The organism is Paraburkholderia sp. ZP32-5, from assembly GCF_021390495.1.
Taxonomy (GTDB): Bacteria; Pseudomonadota; Gammaproteobacteria; order Burkholderiales; family Burkholderiaceae; genus Paraburkholderia.
The window spans coordinates 25,803-40,250 of the sequence record NZ_JAJEJP010000003.1; the positions used below are offsets into that span (position 1 = coordinate 25,803).

Annotated in this window: 13 protein-coding genes; 6 read left to right on the top strand and 7 right to left on the bottom strand. The window is 64.2% G+C overall.

Annotated features, from left to right (window positions below):
* Window positions 1-94: 94 nt before the first annotated feature.
* Entirely contained in the window at window positions 95-586 is a 492-nt protein-coding gene (locus L0U82_RS32770) for a molybdopterin-dependent oxidoreductase (RefSeq protein ID WP_233837650.1), read from the top strand.
* A gap of 82 nt (window positions 587-668) precedes the next feature.
* Here L0U82_RS32770 and L0U82_RS32775 read toward each other — a convergent pair whose 3' ends face one another.
* Together L0U82_RS32775 and L0U82_RS32780 are read right to left on the bottom strand one after the other, a co-directional pair.
* Window positions 669-1,355 carry a Vgb family protein gene (locus L0U82_RS32775; RefSeq protein WP_233839286.1) on the bottom strand — a complete coding sequence of 229 codons (687 nt, stop codon included), beginning with the start codon at window positions 1,353-1,355 and terminating at the stop codon, window positions 669-671.
* 20 nt (window positions 1,356-1,375) lie between these two features.
* Window positions 1,376-2,629 (bottom strand): helix-turn-helix domain-containing protein, encoded by a 1,254-nt coding sequence (locus L0U82_RS32780; protein WP_233837651.1) that lies wholly within the window; start codon window positions 2,627-2,629, stop codon window positions 1,376-1,378.
* 213 nt (window positions 2,630-2,842) lie between these two features.
* Between L0U82_RS32780 and L0U82_RS32785 the strand changes: the two genes are divergently transcribed.
* From L0U82_RS32785 to L0U82_RS32795, 3 genes are all read left to right on the top strand, one after another.
* Window positions 2,843-3,604, top strand: a complete 762-nt coding sequence (locus L0U82_RS32785) for a DUF899 domain-containing protein (protein WP_233837652.1) — start codon at window positions 2,843-2,845, stop codon at window positions 3,602-3,604.
* Window positions 3,604-4,440 (top strand): DUF2182 domain-containing protein, encoded by an 837-nt coding sequence (locus L0U82_RS32790; protein WP_233837653.1) that lies wholly within the window; start codon window positions 3,604-3,606, stop codon window positions 4,438-4,440. Before L0U82_RS32785 ends, L0U82_RS32790 begins: the two co-directional genes overlap by 1 nt.
* A gap of 215 nt (window positions 4,441-4,655) precedes the next feature.
* The gene (locus L0U82_RS32795) at window positions 4,656-4,925 is read left to right on the top strand and encodes a DUF4148 domain-containing protein (protein ID WP_233837654.1); all 270 of its coding nucleotides are present in this window, start codon (window positions 4,656-4,658) and stop codon (window positions 4,923-4,925) included.
* A gap of 173 nt (window positions 4,926-5,098) precedes the next feature.
* Here the strand turns inward: L0U82_RS32795 and L0U82_RS32800 are convergent, their stop codons facing one another.
* The 5 genes from L0U82_RS32800 to hutC all read right to left on the bottom strand — a co-directional run bounded on the left by L0U82_RS32800 (window position 5,099) and on the right by hutC (window position 12,210).
* Window positions 5,099-6,541, bottom strand: coding sequence for an aldehyde dehydrogenase family protein (locus L0U82_RS32800; protein WP_233837655.1), 1,443 nt, complete (start codon window positions 6,539-6,541; stop codon window positions 5,099-5,101).
* Window positions 6,542-6,600: 59 nt separating this feature from the next.
* Window positions 6,601-7,797, bottom strand: coding sequence for a fumarylacetoacetate hydrolase family protein (locus L0U82_RS32805; RefSeq protein ID WP_233837656.1), 1,197 nt, complete (start codon window positions 7,795-7,797; stop codon window positions 6,601-6,603).
* A 114-nt stretch (window positions 7,798-7,911) separates the two neighbouring features.
* The gene (locus tag L0U82_RS32810; RefSeq protein WP_233837657.1) at window positions 7,912-9,696 is read right to left on the bottom strand and encodes an IlvD/Edd family dehydratase; all 1,785 of its coding nucleotides are present in this window, start codon (window positions 9,694-9,696) and stop codon (window positions 7,912-7,914) included.
* A gap of 5 nt (window positions 9,697-9,701) precedes the next feature.
* The gene (locus L0U82_RS32815) at window positions 9,702-11,156 is read right to left on the bottom strand and encodes an MFS transporter (RefSeq protein ID WP_233837659.1); all 1,455 of its coding nucleotides are present in this window, start codon (window positions 11,154-11,156) and stop codon (window positions 9,702-9,704) included.
* Between the two features lie 304 nt (window positions 11,157-11,460).
* Window positions 11,461-12,210, bottom strand: coding sequence for a histidine utilization repressor (gene hutC, locus L0U82_RS32820; RefSeq protein ID WP_233837660.1), 750 nt, complete (start codon window positions 12,208-12,210; stop codon window positions 11,461-11,463).
* Between the two features lie 220 nt (window positions 12,211-12,430).
* On the opposite strand from hutC, the gene L0U82_RS32825 reads away from it, so the two are divergent.
* Both L0U82_RS32825 and L0U82_RS32830 read left to right on the top strand, forming a co-directional pair.
* Complete coding sequence (locus tag L0U82_RS32825) at window positions 12,431-13,297, top strand: ABC transporter substrate-binding protein (RefSeq protein ID WP_233837661.1); 867 nt, start codon at window positions 12,431-12,433, stop codon at window positions 13,295-13,297.
* 15 nt (window positions 13,298-13,312) lie between these two features.
* Complete coding sequence (locus tag L0U82_RS32830; RefSeq protein WP_233837662.1) at window positions 13,313-14,431, top strand: amino acid ABC transporter permease; 1,119 nt, start codon at window positions 13,313-13,315, stop codon at window positions 14,429-14,431.
* Window positions 14,432-14,448: the final 17 nt, after the last annotated feature.

Consider the following 14,448-nt stretch of genomic DNA (forward strand, 5'->3'; position numbering starts at 1 on the left):
AGGGAACTGCGTGCTTGGGCAGGCAATCGCGGCGTAATATACACGCGACTACAGCGAAGCGGCAATCGCTGACGCTCGAAGCGGGAGGACGGAAATGGGGTTGAGTCAGGTGGTGAGCATTGCGCGCGAAGCGCAACATGACGGCGCGGTTTTACTGACCGGCGAGGTGTTGCGGCCGATGTCCGTGTCGCTCGACGATCTCGAGCAGCTCGGCAGCGTGCTCGTCGATCCGTTCGATCTGCGCTGTTTTACGACGCGGCGTTTGATTCGCACGGTCGCCGGCTACCGTGGCGTGCTGCTGAAGGAATTGATCACGGCGGCCGGCCTGCGCAACGCCGCCACCGGAGATTTCAAGCGCACGATCTTCGTCGCGAGTGCGCACGATGGTTACGCGGTCACCTTCTCGTGGCGCGAACTGTTCAATACGCCCATCGGCGAACAGGCGATTGTTGCCTACGAGTGCGGCGGCGAGCCGTTGAGCGCGGCCGACGGCGCGCCGATCCTTTACTCGGGGGCCGACATTTTTTCCGCGGCCCGCCACGTGAAACGGATTGCGAAGATCGATACGCGGGTGCTCGGCGTGTGAGCGCCTGAACGCCGCGGACGCCGAGCTTCAGCTTATCCGCCGCTCATCTGCCACTCGTCTTTCATTCACCCCGCGCGCCGGTTCACTCGCTCGTCGAGCCGACCGGTGACTCCGATCCGCTGCGCTGCCCGGCCGCTCGTGCGGGCCGCTCGACGGCCCTAACCAGACCGCTGCCGCCGCCTCCGCAGAAAAACAGATCCGCGCCGTTGGATTCGAGCCCGGAGATGCCGGTCCCCGCCGGCATCTCGACACTTTCGAGCACGTCGCCGGTGCGCGGGTCGATGTGCCTTAGCTCGCTCTCGTCCTTTTCCCAGGTGCCATGCCATAGTTCGCCGTCGACCCACGTAATACCGGTCACGAAGCGATTGGATTCGATCGTGCGCAGCACCGCGCCGGTGGCGGGATCGACCTGATAGATCTTGCGCTCCGGATATTGGCCGACCCACAGCGAGCCTTCGGCCCATGTGAGGCCCGAGTCGCCGCCATTGCCAGGCGCGGGGATCGTCGACAGAACGCGGCCGCTCGCCGGATCAATCTTCTGGATGCGCCCGTGCGCGATCTGGAACAGGTGCTGGCCGTCGAAGGCCGTGCCCGCGTCGGCCGGCACGGCGATCGAGCGCAGCGTCTCGCCACTGGCCGGATCGATCGCGTCCAGCCGCTCGCCGGTCGCGATCCACACGTGGCGGCCGTCGTACGTGACGCCATGCACTTTGTCGACACCCGTAAAGGGCCCATATTCGCGGATGATTCTGGCGGCTGATCGGTTCATGTTCATGGTTGCCATCCTAATCATGGGGGGAACGGAGCGGGGAGTAACAATGCCGTCGCGAATCCGGCGACCGGCGGCGTCATCCAGCGACGCGCGCGGCCCTGGCCGACCGGCTGCACCTTGCCCGCGGCGGCGAGTGCGTCGAGCGAACGCTGCACCGTGCGCTGGCTCGCGCCGAGCACGAGCGCCAGCGCCGAACTAGACCACGATTCGCCGTCGGCGAGAAACGCGAGCAGCGCCGCATGCTCGCCTTCGACAGGCGGCGCCAGCACGATCACGTCGCGCGCGTGACGCGGCTCCAGTGCAAAGCCGCGCTTCGTCGCGCCGATGCCGGCCAGTGTGCCGAGCGCGCTGCGCAGGCGCCCGATTTCGACCCGCAGGCGCGCGCGATGCGATTCGTCCGCATGTTTGGCGCGGAACGCGCGCGCGACCAGGGTGTCGCGCGGCACGTCGTCGGGCCAGGCCTCGCCGAGCATGCGGGCGAGTGTGAAAAGAACAGGCCGGCTCGCGAGCGCCACCGTCGCATGGGTATCGCGGATCGCGTAGCGGCACGCATCGACGATCAGCAGACTTTGAGCCAGATTCGATGCCGGCTTCGATGTGGAGTTTGATGCGAGTAGCTTCTCGACTTCGTCGAGCACGATCAGCCTTTCCTCGCCATGCGCGATGACGCGCGCCGCCGGCTTGTCGAGCACGAGCAACGCGCTTTCGATCTCCGCGATCAACGCCGGAATTGCCGCTTCGCGTGCCGCGCGTTCGGCCCGCGCCAGCGCGGCGCGCGCGGCTTTGCTGCGCAGACGCCGCAACGCGACGCCCGCGACGACCAGTTCGTGCGCAGCCCGCAACGCGGGCGGCAACGGCAGAGGACCGAGCGCGGCAAGCCGTCGCTCGGCGTCGTCGAGACGGCCGACCAGCAACAGACGCCGCACCTGCAGATAGCGCGCATGCGCGGCGTTGACGCGGTCGCCATGCGCATCGAGCACGGCGATCGCGGCATCGAGCGCCCTGGCCGGCCACGCGAGATCGCGCGACGCCAGCGCAATCTCGGCCTCGGCAACCACGCACCTTGCGCGCGCCACCGGCTCCTTTGCGCCGAACGCGCTCGCGGCGTCACGCACCAGCGCCTTCGCGCGCACGAAATCGCCGAGTTGCGCCATCGCAATGCCACGCAACGCGAGCGCCGGCGCGTCGGCGCGCAACGCGACGCGATCGAGCGCGCCGAGCGGATCGCCCGCTGAAAGTGCGCGCGCCGCCGCGGCGATCAAAGCGTCCATCGCGTGCGATTCCTCGCACGACGCAGCCGCAAAGCGCGCGCCGTTGCGTTGCGCGTCATCAGGCGACACGTCACTCCGTCCAGCGAATCCCGCCACACTTGTCACTCCCGCCCGTCCGATGCCCAGCACTAATCTAGCACGACCATCAACCGCATCCGGCGCCGTAGCAGCCGTACGTTAAGCGGCACGGACAACTCCCTGGAGGGACCCGAAATGACGACACATACGACCGGAACACGCGACGAGTGGCTCGCCGCGCGACGTGCACTGCTCGACGCCGAAAAGGCCTACACGCGACGCGGCGACGAGCTCGCGCAGCAACGTCAGGCACTGCCGTGGGTGCGCGTGGACAAGACCTATCGCTTCGATACCGAAGCAGGCGGCGCGACGCTCGCCGACCTGTTTCGCGGACGCTCGCAACTGCTCGTCTATCACTTCATGTTCGGCCCCGACTACAAGGCGGGCTGCCCGTCGTGCTCCGCGCTCGCGGATGGCTTCGACGGCTTCGCCGTGCATCTCGCGCAGCACGACGTGATGCTGATGGCGGTGTCGCGCGCGCCACTCGCGAAGCTGCAGGCGTACAGACAGCGGATGGGATGGACGTTTCCGTGGGCATCGTCGGCGGACGGCGACTTCAACTTCGACTTCAACGTGTCGTTCAGCGAAGAACAGCAGCGCAACGGCGACATCGAATACAACTACGCGCGCAATAGCCACGCGATGGACGTGACGCCCGCGCCGGAGCCCGTCGCGCAGTTCGCGGCGACCTGCGGCACCGACGCGGCCACCTATTCGCGCGATCGCCCCGGCATGAGCGCGTTCGTGATCGAAGACGGCGTCGTCTATCACACGTATTCGACCTATGCGCGCGGCGTGGACGGGCTGTGGGGCATGTATCAGTGGCTCGATCGCGCGCCGAAGGGGCGCAACGAGACGGGCATCTGGTGGCGCCGTCACGACGAGTACGAGCGGTGATGAACGCGCTCGCACGGGCCGTCCGCGCGGGCGGCAAACCGGCAGCCCCACGGCGCGCAAGCGTTTCCGGGCTGGCGTTTGCCGGCATCTGCATGGTGCTGTTCGCCGCGAGCGTCGCGGCGACACTCGCGCAAAGCCTGTCGATGTCGGCAATGGGCGAGCTGCCGATGCCCGGCGGCTGGTCGATGTCGATGCTCTGGATGCCGACCTGCGGGCGAAGCTGGGCGCGCGTGGCGCTATCGTTTGCCGGCATGTGGATCGTGATGATGGCGGCGATGATGCTGCCGTCGCTCACGCAGATGCTGGCGCGCTATCGCGACGCGGTCGGCTCGCAAGTGCACTCGACGCAACTCGCGTTGCTGACGTTGCGGGTTGCGCTCGGGTATTGGGTCGTATGGATCGCGGGCGGCGTCGCGGTCTTCGCGCTGGGCGCCGCGCTCACGACGTTCGAGTTGCGATCGCAAGCGCTTGCGCGCGCGGTTCCGCTCGCGGCCGGTGTGGTCGTGCTGCTGGCCGGCGCGCTTCAGTTGAGCGCGTGGAAAGCGCGTCACCTTGCCTGCTGCCGGGCAACGCCGCGCGTCGCCGCAAACGCCGCCGCCGCGTGGCGACACGGCGTGCGCATCGGCATCCACTGTGGCTGCTGCTGCGCGGGATTGACGGCGATGTTGCTGGTCGTCGGCATGATGGACCTGCGGATGATGGCCGTCGTGACGGCCGCGATCACCGCCGAGCGGTTTTCACCGAACGGCGCGCGCATTGCCCGGATGGTCGGCGCCGCGGCCCTTGGCGGCGGTTTGCTGCTGATCGTTCAGGCCTGCTTCTCTGCGGCCGGATGATCCACGTGCACCCTATGCAACGTCGCCGGCAGCATCGCCGATCGCTGCCAAAAACAACACGTCACGCGCGGCCTATCTCAATATTGTTTTAGTTTCAGAAACAGTGATTTCGTTAATTAGGTATTTACCCTAGTTCTCGTGCCCCCTAGACTGTCATCACTGCTGCAGACAAACGAATTCGCAGCCAAACAAGACAAAATCTGGAGGTAGTAATCATGAAATCGCTCATTCAAGCCGTCGTTATCGCTGCTACCCTTGCCGCTCCGGTTGCTGTTTTCGCCCAACAATCGAACCAGCCGTTGACCCGCGCGCAAGTGCGCGCAGAGCTGATCCAGGTGGAAAAGGCCGGTTACAACCCGGCGCGTTCGAACCCGAATGAATATCCGGGCAACATCCAGGCTGCCGAAGCTCGCATCGCGGCGCAAAACAGCGCAGTCGGCGGTGTCACCAGCGGTTCGTCGCAAGAAGGTCACGCAGCTGAATAAGCTGTCGGGTTAGTTGGTAGTTAGAAGTGGGTTGGAAAGTAGCAAGAAGTTGCTGTTGTTGTAGCTGTACCTGCTGGGGCACTCCTGCCGTAGTGCTTCAGCAGCTTCCCCTTCTGGCCTGCCACCGCGGTTGATTGCGATGGCGGGCCAGTTCCGTTTACGGCGTCACCTGATCAAACCGCGCCCGCGTTGATATACGCGGTCTTCACCGTCGTATAGAACTCGCGTGCGTAGCTGCCCTGCTCGCGCGGACCGTAGCTCGAACCCTTGCGGCCGCCGAACGGCACGTGATAATCGACGCCCGCCGTCGCGGTGTTGACCATCACCATGCCGGCCTGCGCATGACGGCGGAAATGGCTCGCGTAATTCAGCGACGTCGTGCAGATACCGGCCGACAAACCGAACTCAGTATCGTTGGCGACCGCGAGCGCCTCGTGGTAATCCTTGACCTTGATCACCGAGGCCACCGGGCCGAACACTTCTTCGCGATTGATACGCATGGCCGGCGTCGTGTCCGTGACCAATGCCGGCGCGAGGAAGTAACCCTGTGTCGCGCCCTCGACGCGCTCGCCGCCGAACACCGTGCCGCCTTCTTCCCGCGCAATCGCGAGATAACGCTCGTCCTGCTGCAACTGCTTGTCGTCAACGACCGGGCCGATGTGCGTGCCGTCCGCGAGCGCATCGCCGATCTTCAGCGCCCGCATGCGCGCCTTCATCCCGTCGATGAAGCGGTCGTAAATCCCTTCGGTCACGATCAGCCGGCTCGACGCCGTACAACGCTGGCCCGTCGAATAGAACGCACCGTTGAGGCACGCTTCGATCGCGACGTCGAGGTCGGCGTCGTCGAGCACGACCATCGGGTTCTTGCCGCCCATCTCCAGCTGAAACTTCTTGCCCGACGCAAAGCATTTCGCGCCGATCGCGCGGCCAGTCGAGACCGATCCGGTGAAGCTCACCGCGTCGACGTCCGGCGAATTCACCAGCGCCTCGCCGACCACCGAACCGCGTCCCATCACGAGATTGATGACGCCCGCCGGCGCGCCCGCGTCGGCGATGATCTTGACCAGCTCCCACGTACTCGCCGGCACCAGATCGGCCGGCTTGATCACGACCGTGTTGCCGTACGCGAGTGCCGGCGCGATCTTCCACGCCGGAATCGCGATCGGGAAATTCCACGGCGTAATCAGGCCGACCACGCCAATCGGCTCGCGCGTCATTTCGACGGTCATGCCCGGCCGCACCGACGGCACGCTTTCGCCACCAAGCCGCAGTGCTTCACCGGCGAAGAACTTGAAGATCTGCCCGGCGCGGCCGACTTCGCCGATCGCCTCCGGCAGCGTCTTGCCCTCTTCACGCGCGAGCAGCCGGCCAAGCTCGGCCTTGCGCGCGAGGATCGTGGTGGCCGCCTGGTCGAGCACGTCGAAACGCTGTTGCGGTGTCGACAACGACCACTGCGCGAACGCTTTACGCGCCGCGCTGATCGCGCGTTGCGTCTGCTCGGCATCGGCCTGTGCGAATTCGCCGACCACGTCGTCGAGATTCGAAGGATTGACGTTGCGGGAGACGCTTGCGCCGTCCACCCACTGTCCGTCGATGTAGTTTGCAAACTGGCTCATGTGCTGTTTCTCCAATCAAATTTCATCGCGGTCGATACGAGGCGGCCACACCACCACTGTTACCCAGCAACCAGCAGACCACGCGCGGCGAGGTTGCGGTACAGCGCGCGCACGCCGAACGTCCACGGTTCGATTTCAGTGGACAGACGCACGGTGTTGGTCAGCGCGCCGAGCTGCGGCGTCGAGATCGTCACGCGGTCGCCGAGATGGTGCGTGAAGCCGCCGCCGGGTGCGTCGCGATCTTTGATCGGCGAGAACATCGTGCCGAGGAACAGCATGAAGCCGTCCGGGTACTGATGATGCCGGCCGCAGGTTTGCGCGACGAGGTCGGCCGGGTCGCGGCTGATCTCGCTCATGTGACTGACGCCGTCGAGCACGAAGTCGTCGTCGGCGCCTTCGACGCGCAGCGCCACGCTCGCGCTACGCACCGAATCGAGCGAGAACGTATCGTCGAACAGCCGCACGAACGGGCCGATCGCGCACGAGCCGTTGTTGTCCTTGCACTTGCCGAGCAGCAGCGCCGAGCGGCCTTCGATATCGCGCAGATTCACGTCGTTGCCGAGCGTCGCGCCGACGATGCCGCCGCGGCTATTCACCGCGAGCACGATCTCCGGCTCCGGGTTGTTCCACACCGACGCGGCGAGCAGGCCGACGTCCGCGCCGAAGCCGACCGCCGACATCGGCTGCGACTTCGAAAATACTTCGGCGTCCGGGCCAATGCCGACTTCCATGTATTGCGACCACGCATCGCGCCGTTCGAGTTCCGCCTTCAGCTTCATCGCCTCTTCCGAGCCCGGCTTGATCTTCGACAGATCGGTGCCGATCGTCGATGCGATCGTCTCGCGTACTTCCTTCGCCTTCGCCGGATCGCCGCCCGCCTGTTCCTCGATCACACGCTCGATCAGGCTCACCGCGAACGTGACGCCGCAGGCCTTGATCGCCTGCACGTCGCACGGCGCGAGCAGACGCACAGCCGGCGCCGCCGCCGCAACCGACGCCGGCAGGTTCGCTTCGATCAGTTGCGCAACCGACCCGAGCGACACGCCCGGCGCGGTGCGCGCGAGCTGCGCGGCATCGTCGCGTTCGAACAGGTCGGCGGTGGTCGGCACGCTCGCGGTGATGTCGAACACTTCGCCGTTGCGCACGGCGACCACGCACGGCCCCTCGTGCTGCTCGGTCTTGCGCCACACGCGGCCGACGAGCAGCGCGCGGTCGAGGTCGTCCGGAAGGAAACTGGATGGAGAAGTTGCGGACATGGAGATGGCTCTCTGGGGAAGTTAGGGAAACGGGAAAGGCCGGGCTTCGCGTCGAGTATCACCACTCGCGAAACCCGGCCTTGCTTTCTGCGTATCAGTGCAAATCAGCGCATATCAGTGCGAATGCCGTGGATTGCCGCGCTCGGCAATCACCTTCAGATAAAGCGTCGCCGGTTCGAGACAGCCACCGGTCGAAAGCTGCCCAACCGTCTTGCGATACAGCTCCTGCCATGGCGTTTGCGCAGGCGGAATCTCGAAGTGCACGGTCTCGCGGCGCCGTTCGAGTTCCGCTTCATCGACCAGCACGTTGACGCTGCGCGCATTCAGATCGACCCGAATGCGGTCGTTCGTGCGCAGCAATGCGAGGCCACCACCCACCGCCGCTTCCGGCGACATGTTCAGAATCGACGGACTCGCGGACGTGCCGCTCTGGCGGCCGTCACCGAGCGTCGGCAGCGACGTGATGCCCTGGCGCACCAATGCCGCGGGCGGCGCCATGTTGACGACCTCGGCGCTGCCCGGATAGCCGACCGTGCCGGTGCCGCGAATCACCAGAATGCAATGCTCGTCGATTTCGAGCGACGGATCGTTGATGCGCGCGTGATAGTCCTCCGGACCATCGAACACGATCGCGCGTGCCTCGAAGGTGTTTTCCGCGCCGGGCTCGCTCAGGTAGGTCTTGCGGAATGCTTCGCCGACCACCGACATCTTCATGATCGCGCTATCGAAGAAGTTGCCCGACAGCACCATGAAACCGGCGCCGTGCTTGAGCGGATCGTCGGTCGTCTTGATCACTTCGCGATCCGGCTTGGGTGCATCGGCTGCGATTTCGCCCATCGTGCGGCCCGACACGGTCAAGCATTGCTCATGCACGAGACCGCCTTTCGCCAGTTCGCGCATCACCGCCGGCACGCCGCCCGCGCGGTGAAAACTCTCGCCGAGATATTCGCCCGCCGGCATGCAGTTGACGATCAGCGGCACCGCTTCGCCGACGCGCTGCCAGTCGGCGAGACTCAACTCGACGCCCATATGCCGCGCAATCGCAATCAGATGCGGCGGGCAATTGGTCGATGCGCCGAGCGCCGACGCGACGACGATCGCGTTTTCAAACGCTTCCTTCGTCATGATCTTCGACGGCCGCACATCCTCGCGCACCAGATCGACGATGCGCTTACCGGTCGCGTACGCCATCTGGCCGCGCTCGCGATAGGCCGCAGGAATGCTCGCGCAGCCGGGCAGCGACATGCCGAGCGCTTCGGCGAGGCTGTTCATCGACAGCGCGGTACCCATCGTGTTGCAGTGGCCGATCGACGGCGACGACGCCGTAGTCAGCTCCATGAAACCTTCGTAGTCGATCTCGCCGGCCGCGAGCAGATTGCGTGCATGCCAGATCACCGTGCCCGAGCCGACTCGCTTGCCGTCGTGCCAGCCGTCCAGCATCGGACCGCCGGACAGCACGATCGCCGGCATATCGACGGTGGCCGCGGCCATCAGGCAGGCGGGCGTGGTCTTGTCGCAGCCGGTGGTCAGCACCACGCCGTCGAGCGGAAAGCCGTGCAGAATTTCGACGAGCCCGAGATAGGCTAGATTGCGGTCGAGCGCGGCGGTCGGCCGACGGCTCTGTTCGGCGAGCGGATGAACCGGAAACTCCATCGGAATACCACCCGCATCGCGAATACCGGCCTTGGTGCGCGCCGCGAGTTCGATGTGATGCCGGTTGCAGGGCGCGAGGTCGCTGCCCGTCTGCGCGATGCCGATGATCGGCCGGCCCGACTGCAGCTCTTCGCGCGTCAGACCGTAGTTCATGAAACGCTCGACGTACAGCGCCGTCATATCCGCGTGCGATGGATCGTCGAACCATTCCTGGCTGCGCAGCCGGCGCGGGGTGGATGCTGACATGATGCTTATCTCTCCGTCGTGGTGAGGGTTTCGTTGGCGTGCCCGGCGTGCTTGCTGGTGTCCTGCTTTGCATGCGCGGTCTCTGCACCGGGCGTCGCGGCGTCAGTCGACACGCTGCGCGTCAGCATCGAGCGCGGCACCAGCAGGATCAGCACGCAACTGACCAGCAGACACGCACCGAGTGCGTACGTACCGTTGTTGATGTCGCCGGTCAGATTTTTCGCCACCGCGGTAATCATCGAACCGGTGAAGCCGGACAGATTGCCGATCGCGTTGATCATCGCGATACCGGCCGCGGCCGCGGCGCCGGACAGCAGTTGTCCGGGGAACGTCCAGTAAATCGGCATCAATGCAAGGATGCCGGCGGTCGCGATCGTCAGAAACGTGATCGCCAATACCACATGATGCGCCAATGCCGCGCTCATGATCAGGCCGATTCCGCCAATCAACGCAGGAATCGCCGCGTGCAGGCGCCGCTCGCCGGTTTTCTTCGAATGCGCGGCGTTCGCGAGCGTCGCGATGATGGCGACGCCGTAAGGAATCGCGGTCAACAGGCCGATATGCAGCGGGTCCTGCACGCCGGTCGCCTTGATGATCGACGGCAGCCAGAACGCGAGGCCGTAGAAGCCGGTGTTGAAGGTGAGCAGGATCGCGACCAGCAGCCATACGCGCGGATCACGCACGGCCGAGGCGAAACGCCTTGTCTTTTGCACGCTTTCACGCTGCAGGTTGGACGCGAGCAGGTTCTTCTCCTGCGGCGTAAGCCAGCGCGCCTTTTCGATGCCGTCATCGAGCGAAAAGTACACGACGAATGCGGTCAACAGCGACGGCACGCCTTCGATCAACAGCATCCACTGCCAGCCCTGGTAGCCGAACAGACCGGATGTATGGTCCATCAGCCAGCCCGACACGACGCCGCCGAGCATCAGGCTGACCGGCATCGCGATCAGAAAACCCGACATCACCCGGCTTTGCCGCTGCGCGGGAAACCAGTAGTTCAGATACAGAATCACGCCGGGGAAAAAGCCCGCTTCGCAGATACCGAGCAGGAAGCGCAGCAGGTAGAACATCGTCGCGGTCTCGACGTGCGCAACGCGCGCGAGCGGTTCGACGAACGCGAGCGCCATCGAAACGAGCCCCCACGTAAACATGATCCGCGCGATCCAGAAGCGTGCGCCATAGCGATGCAGGAACACGTTACTGGGCACTTCGAAGATGAAATAGCCCCAGAAAAACACGCTCGCGCCGATTGCGTACATCGTGTCGGACAGGCCGAGATCGTCGAGCATCTGCAACTTTGCAAAGCCCACGTTCACGCGATCCAGATAGGCGACCACATAGCACAGCAGCAGTATCGGCAGCAGCCGGCGCACGACCTTGCGGTAGGTCTGGTCTTCGAACTCGTTGGACCGCGCGGTGGTTGTGGCGGTGGTCGTTTTTGCGGACGGTACAGCGGTCATTCGTATCTCCATCGGCGTATTTTTTCGTGGGAAATGCCGTTGCGCGCCGATGCGCCTCCACGCGCGCCGACGAACTTCGCCGATACAAGTTACCGGTAACATTTCTGGCTGTGGATGTTACGCGCGGCTTACCGCCGGAACAACCAAGGGATATCCCTGGGATGGGGAGCCGTGGGTACGGAAAGCACAAAACTCTAGCTTTCGAGTTAGCTGCTTCCCTTTTTGTAGCCTAGCGACGTTAGGCAGCCCCTGCGCATCGAATTGGTGCGCAGCTTTCAATCGCTGTGGGAGTTCGCGCCGGGCACTATCCGGCCTGATCGAAACCGGGCGCGCGCGGTGCCGCACCGGCCGGCGTGAAACGCGCGAACAGGCGCTGCAGATCGCCGGGGAACCACAGCCGCACGCTGGTGATTGGCGCTTCCATGCGCCACGTTTTCCGGTCGACGACGAGACACGCGCTGCCCGTCTCGATCTGGAGCAATGTCGCGATGTCGTCGGGTGCGTTGAGCGCAGTGATCTGATTCTCGGCAACGTGCCACGGGATATGCCGCAGCAACCAGCCCCCGGGAGGCACGACCGAAAAATCGACCTGCTCCGCGGCCGGCACTTCGTCGAGCACGATCCGCCGGTCTTCGAGTGCGGCGGGCCGTGCATCCGCGTAATGCAGGCATGTCACAGCGAGCACCGTGGCACGGGCATCGAGTCGCATCAGTTCCCGGTCCTGTTTAGTGGCGCGGCGCCTGCGCTTCGCGAGCAGTTCGTAGCGATATTGCTGTCCGCGCGCGACGATTTCGGCTTCGATATCCGGAATCGCGATAACCGCGGATTGTGCGGCCGGCCGGCGCACGAAGCTGCCGACGCGGCGGCGCCGCTCGATCAGGCCCGCCTGTGTCAGCGCGAATAACGCCTTGTTGACCGTCATCCGCGCGCAGTCATATTCGACCATCAACTCATGTTCGAAAGGAATACGATAGCCAGGTCCCCATTCGCCAGACAGGATGCGCTGCTCGATGTTGGCCCGTATGCGCTGGTGTAGGGATACCTCGCTCTTCATTCCAGTTGGCTCCAACGTCCATTTGAATGAGCTCTGTATTCACGGTCACATTATCGCCATCATTGCATCGCTGAACGTAATGTCTATACATAAGTAATACTCCCAATGGCCGCTGGATTTTGCGCTTCCTATGCTACTTGACGTAACCGCAGCGCCACGATTGAAACCGCTTAGTTCAATTCAGGAAGTTGTCCAGAGGCAACCGAAGGAGGAGACCAGTATGCCGAATAATCGTTGTCGCCAGCGCACGGCCTCGATGCTTGTTGCGCTCGCCGCATGCACGGCATTCGCGTGCGCCGCATTGCCTGCCAATGCGCAGACGTATGGCAATTGTGCCGTGACCGGCAAGAAAGGCTCGATGCCGCTCAAGCCGGCGATTCCCGGCCAGCTGACCGTGGAAGTCTCGCTACCCGCGCCAGGCTGGTGGAACGGCGACACACCGGAATCGATGAAAGACGGCTACGAATACTGCATGGCTGCCAACATCGCATGGCGTGCGGGTCTCGACAAGGTCGTCGTGCGCAACGTGTCGTGGGATGCGCTGATTGCCGGCCAGACCAAGGACTACGACCTGGCGTTATCCGAAGCATCGATCACGCCGGAACGCGCCAAGGTGGTCGACTTCTCGACGCCCTATTTCGATTCCGACATCGGCGCGCTGGTCAAGACCTCGAACCCGGTTACCGCCAGCAATATCCGCACGATGCGGATCGGCGTGCATCAGGGCACGACGGGAGAGACTTTCGCCTCCAACGTGCTGAAGCCGTCGACACCGGTCAAGGTATTCCCCGACACGTCCGGCATGTTCACCGCACTTGCCGCCAATCAGATCGACGTCGTGCTGACCGACACCGCCTATTCGCTTGGCCAGGCCGCCAATTCGCATGGCACGATGAAAGTGGTCGGCCAATATTCGACCGGCGAGAAATACGGTGCGATCTATCCTAAAGGTTCATCTAACGAAGCGAACCTCAACAAGATCATCCAGGCGATGACGGATGACGGTACGCTGAAGATGCTGGCCCAGAAATATCTCGCGGCCGCGTGGGGCCAGGATCCGACGAAAGTCCCCTATTTCAAGCCATAAAGGACACATCGCCGCATGCAACAAGTGCAACCCCTCGCGCTTGAAGCCGCAGGTGAAGAGCGATTCTGGCATTTCCGCGCCCCGCCGAAGGACTCTACGCGAGGCGCGGGGGTCACGCTCGTCTTCGCACTTGCCGTCGCGGCGTGCAGCTGGCGCACGCTGATCGACCTGCAGGCGACGCTCGCGTCAGTCGACGTCAAAAGCGCCGGCATCAACGCGCTGCTAGTAGTGCTCGGCATCATTGCGCTTTATCCGGCCGTGCCCGGCATACGTGGCCTGCTCCTCGCACGTCAGTCGCGCCGCGACGTTGCCGCCGGCAATCTCGGTGCCGCACGCACCGCCGCTTCGGCGTCGCGCAATCAACGTTGGGTGTCGATCGGCCTCGCGCTGTCGCTGCTGGTCGTGGTCGGTTTGATCCAGTTTCTGATTGCCAACGATCTGGCTGTTAGCCGCACGTTCTTCCTGGTGCCGCTGATGTCGGAGACGTTCCCGCTGGTCGGCAAGGCATTCCTGATCAACATCCGTATCTTCATGGTCGCCGAAGTGCTGGCGCTCATCGTCGGACTCATCGCGGCGATCGCGCGCATTGCGCCGGATTCCGCCTGGCGACCGATCCGCGTGCTGGCCGTCACGTATATCGACGTGTTCCGCGGTCTGCCCGCGATCATCACGATCTATCTGGTCGGTTTCGGCATTTCGCTGACGGGACTGCCGGTGCTGAAGGACCTGTCGCCGGAGTCTTTCGCGATCATCGCGCTGACGCTGACGTCGAGCGCGTATGTCGCCGAAATCTATCGCGCCGGCATCGAGAGCATTCACTGGAGCCAGACCGCGGCCGCGCGCTCGCTCGGTCTGTCGTATCTGCAGACGCTGCGCTTTATCGTCGTACCGCAAGCGGTGCGCCGCATGATTCCGCCGCTGCTGAGCCAGTTCATCAGCCTGCAGAAAGACACCGCGCTCGTCAACGTGATCGGCTCGATGGACGCGTTCAATCAGGCAAAGATCATCGCGAGCAACCATTTCAACCTGTCGACCGTGACGACGGTGGCGGTGATCTTCATCGCGATCACGATTCCGCAAGCGCGTTTCGTCGATCGGCTGATCGAACGCCGCCGTCTTGCGGCTGGAACCTGACAAACGTATGCCGCCGA

Bases quoted from the DNA above. Each gene is read 5' to 3' on its own strand.
- L0U82_RS32770 (WP_233837650.1), top strand. From the start codon at position 95: ATGGGGTTGAGTCAGGTGGTGAGCATTGCGCGCGAAGCGCAACATGAC.
- L0U82_RS32775 (WP_233839286.1), bottom strand. From the start codon at position 1,355: ATGAACCGATCAGCCGCCAGAATCATCCGCGAATATGGGCCCTTTACG.
- L0U82_RS32780 (WP_233837651.1), bottom strand. From the start codon at position 2,629: ATGGACGCTTTGATCGCCGCGGCGGCGCGCGCACTTTCAGCGGGCGAT.
- L0U82_RS32785 (WP_233837652.1), top strand. From the start codon at position 2,843: ATGACGACACATACGACCGGAACACGCGACGAGTGGCTCGCCGCGCGA.
- L0U82_RS32790 (WP_233837653.1), top strand. From the start codon at position 3,604: ATGAACGCGCTCGCACGGGCCGTCCGCGCGGGCGGCAAACCGGCAGCC.
- L0U82_RS32795 (WP_233837654.1), top strand. From the start codon at position 4,656: ATGAAATCGCTCATTCAAGCCGTCGTTATCGCTGCTACCCTTGCCGCT.
- L0U82_RS32800 (WP_233837655.1), bottom strand. From the start codon at position 6,541: ATGAGCCAGTTTGCAAACTACATCGACGGACAGTGGGTGGACGGCGCA.
- L0U82_RS32805 (WP_233837656.1), bottom strand. From the start codon at position 7,797: ATGTCCGCAACTTCTCCATCCAGTTTCCTTCCGGACGACCTCGACCGC.
- L0U82_RS32810 (WP_233837657.1), bottom strand. From the start codon at position 9,696: ATGTCAGCATCCACCCCGCGCCGGCTGCGCAGCCAGGAATGGTTCGAC.
- L0U82_RS32815 (WP_233837659.1), bottom strand. From the start codon at position 11,156: ATGACCGCTGTACCGTCCGCAAAAACGACCACCGCCACAACCACCGCG.
- hutC (WP_233837660.1), bottom strand. From the start codon at position 12,210: ATGAAGAGCGAGGTATCCCTACACCAGCGCATACGGGCCAACATCGAG.
- L0U82_RS32825 (WP_233837661.1), top strand. From the start codon at position 12,431: ATGCCGAATAATCGTTGTCGCCAGCGCACGGCCTCGATGCTTGTTGCG.
- L0U82_RS32830 (WP_233837662.1), top strand. From the start codon at position 13,313: ATGCAACAAGTGCAACCCCTCGCGCTTGAAGCCGCAGGTGAAGAGCGA.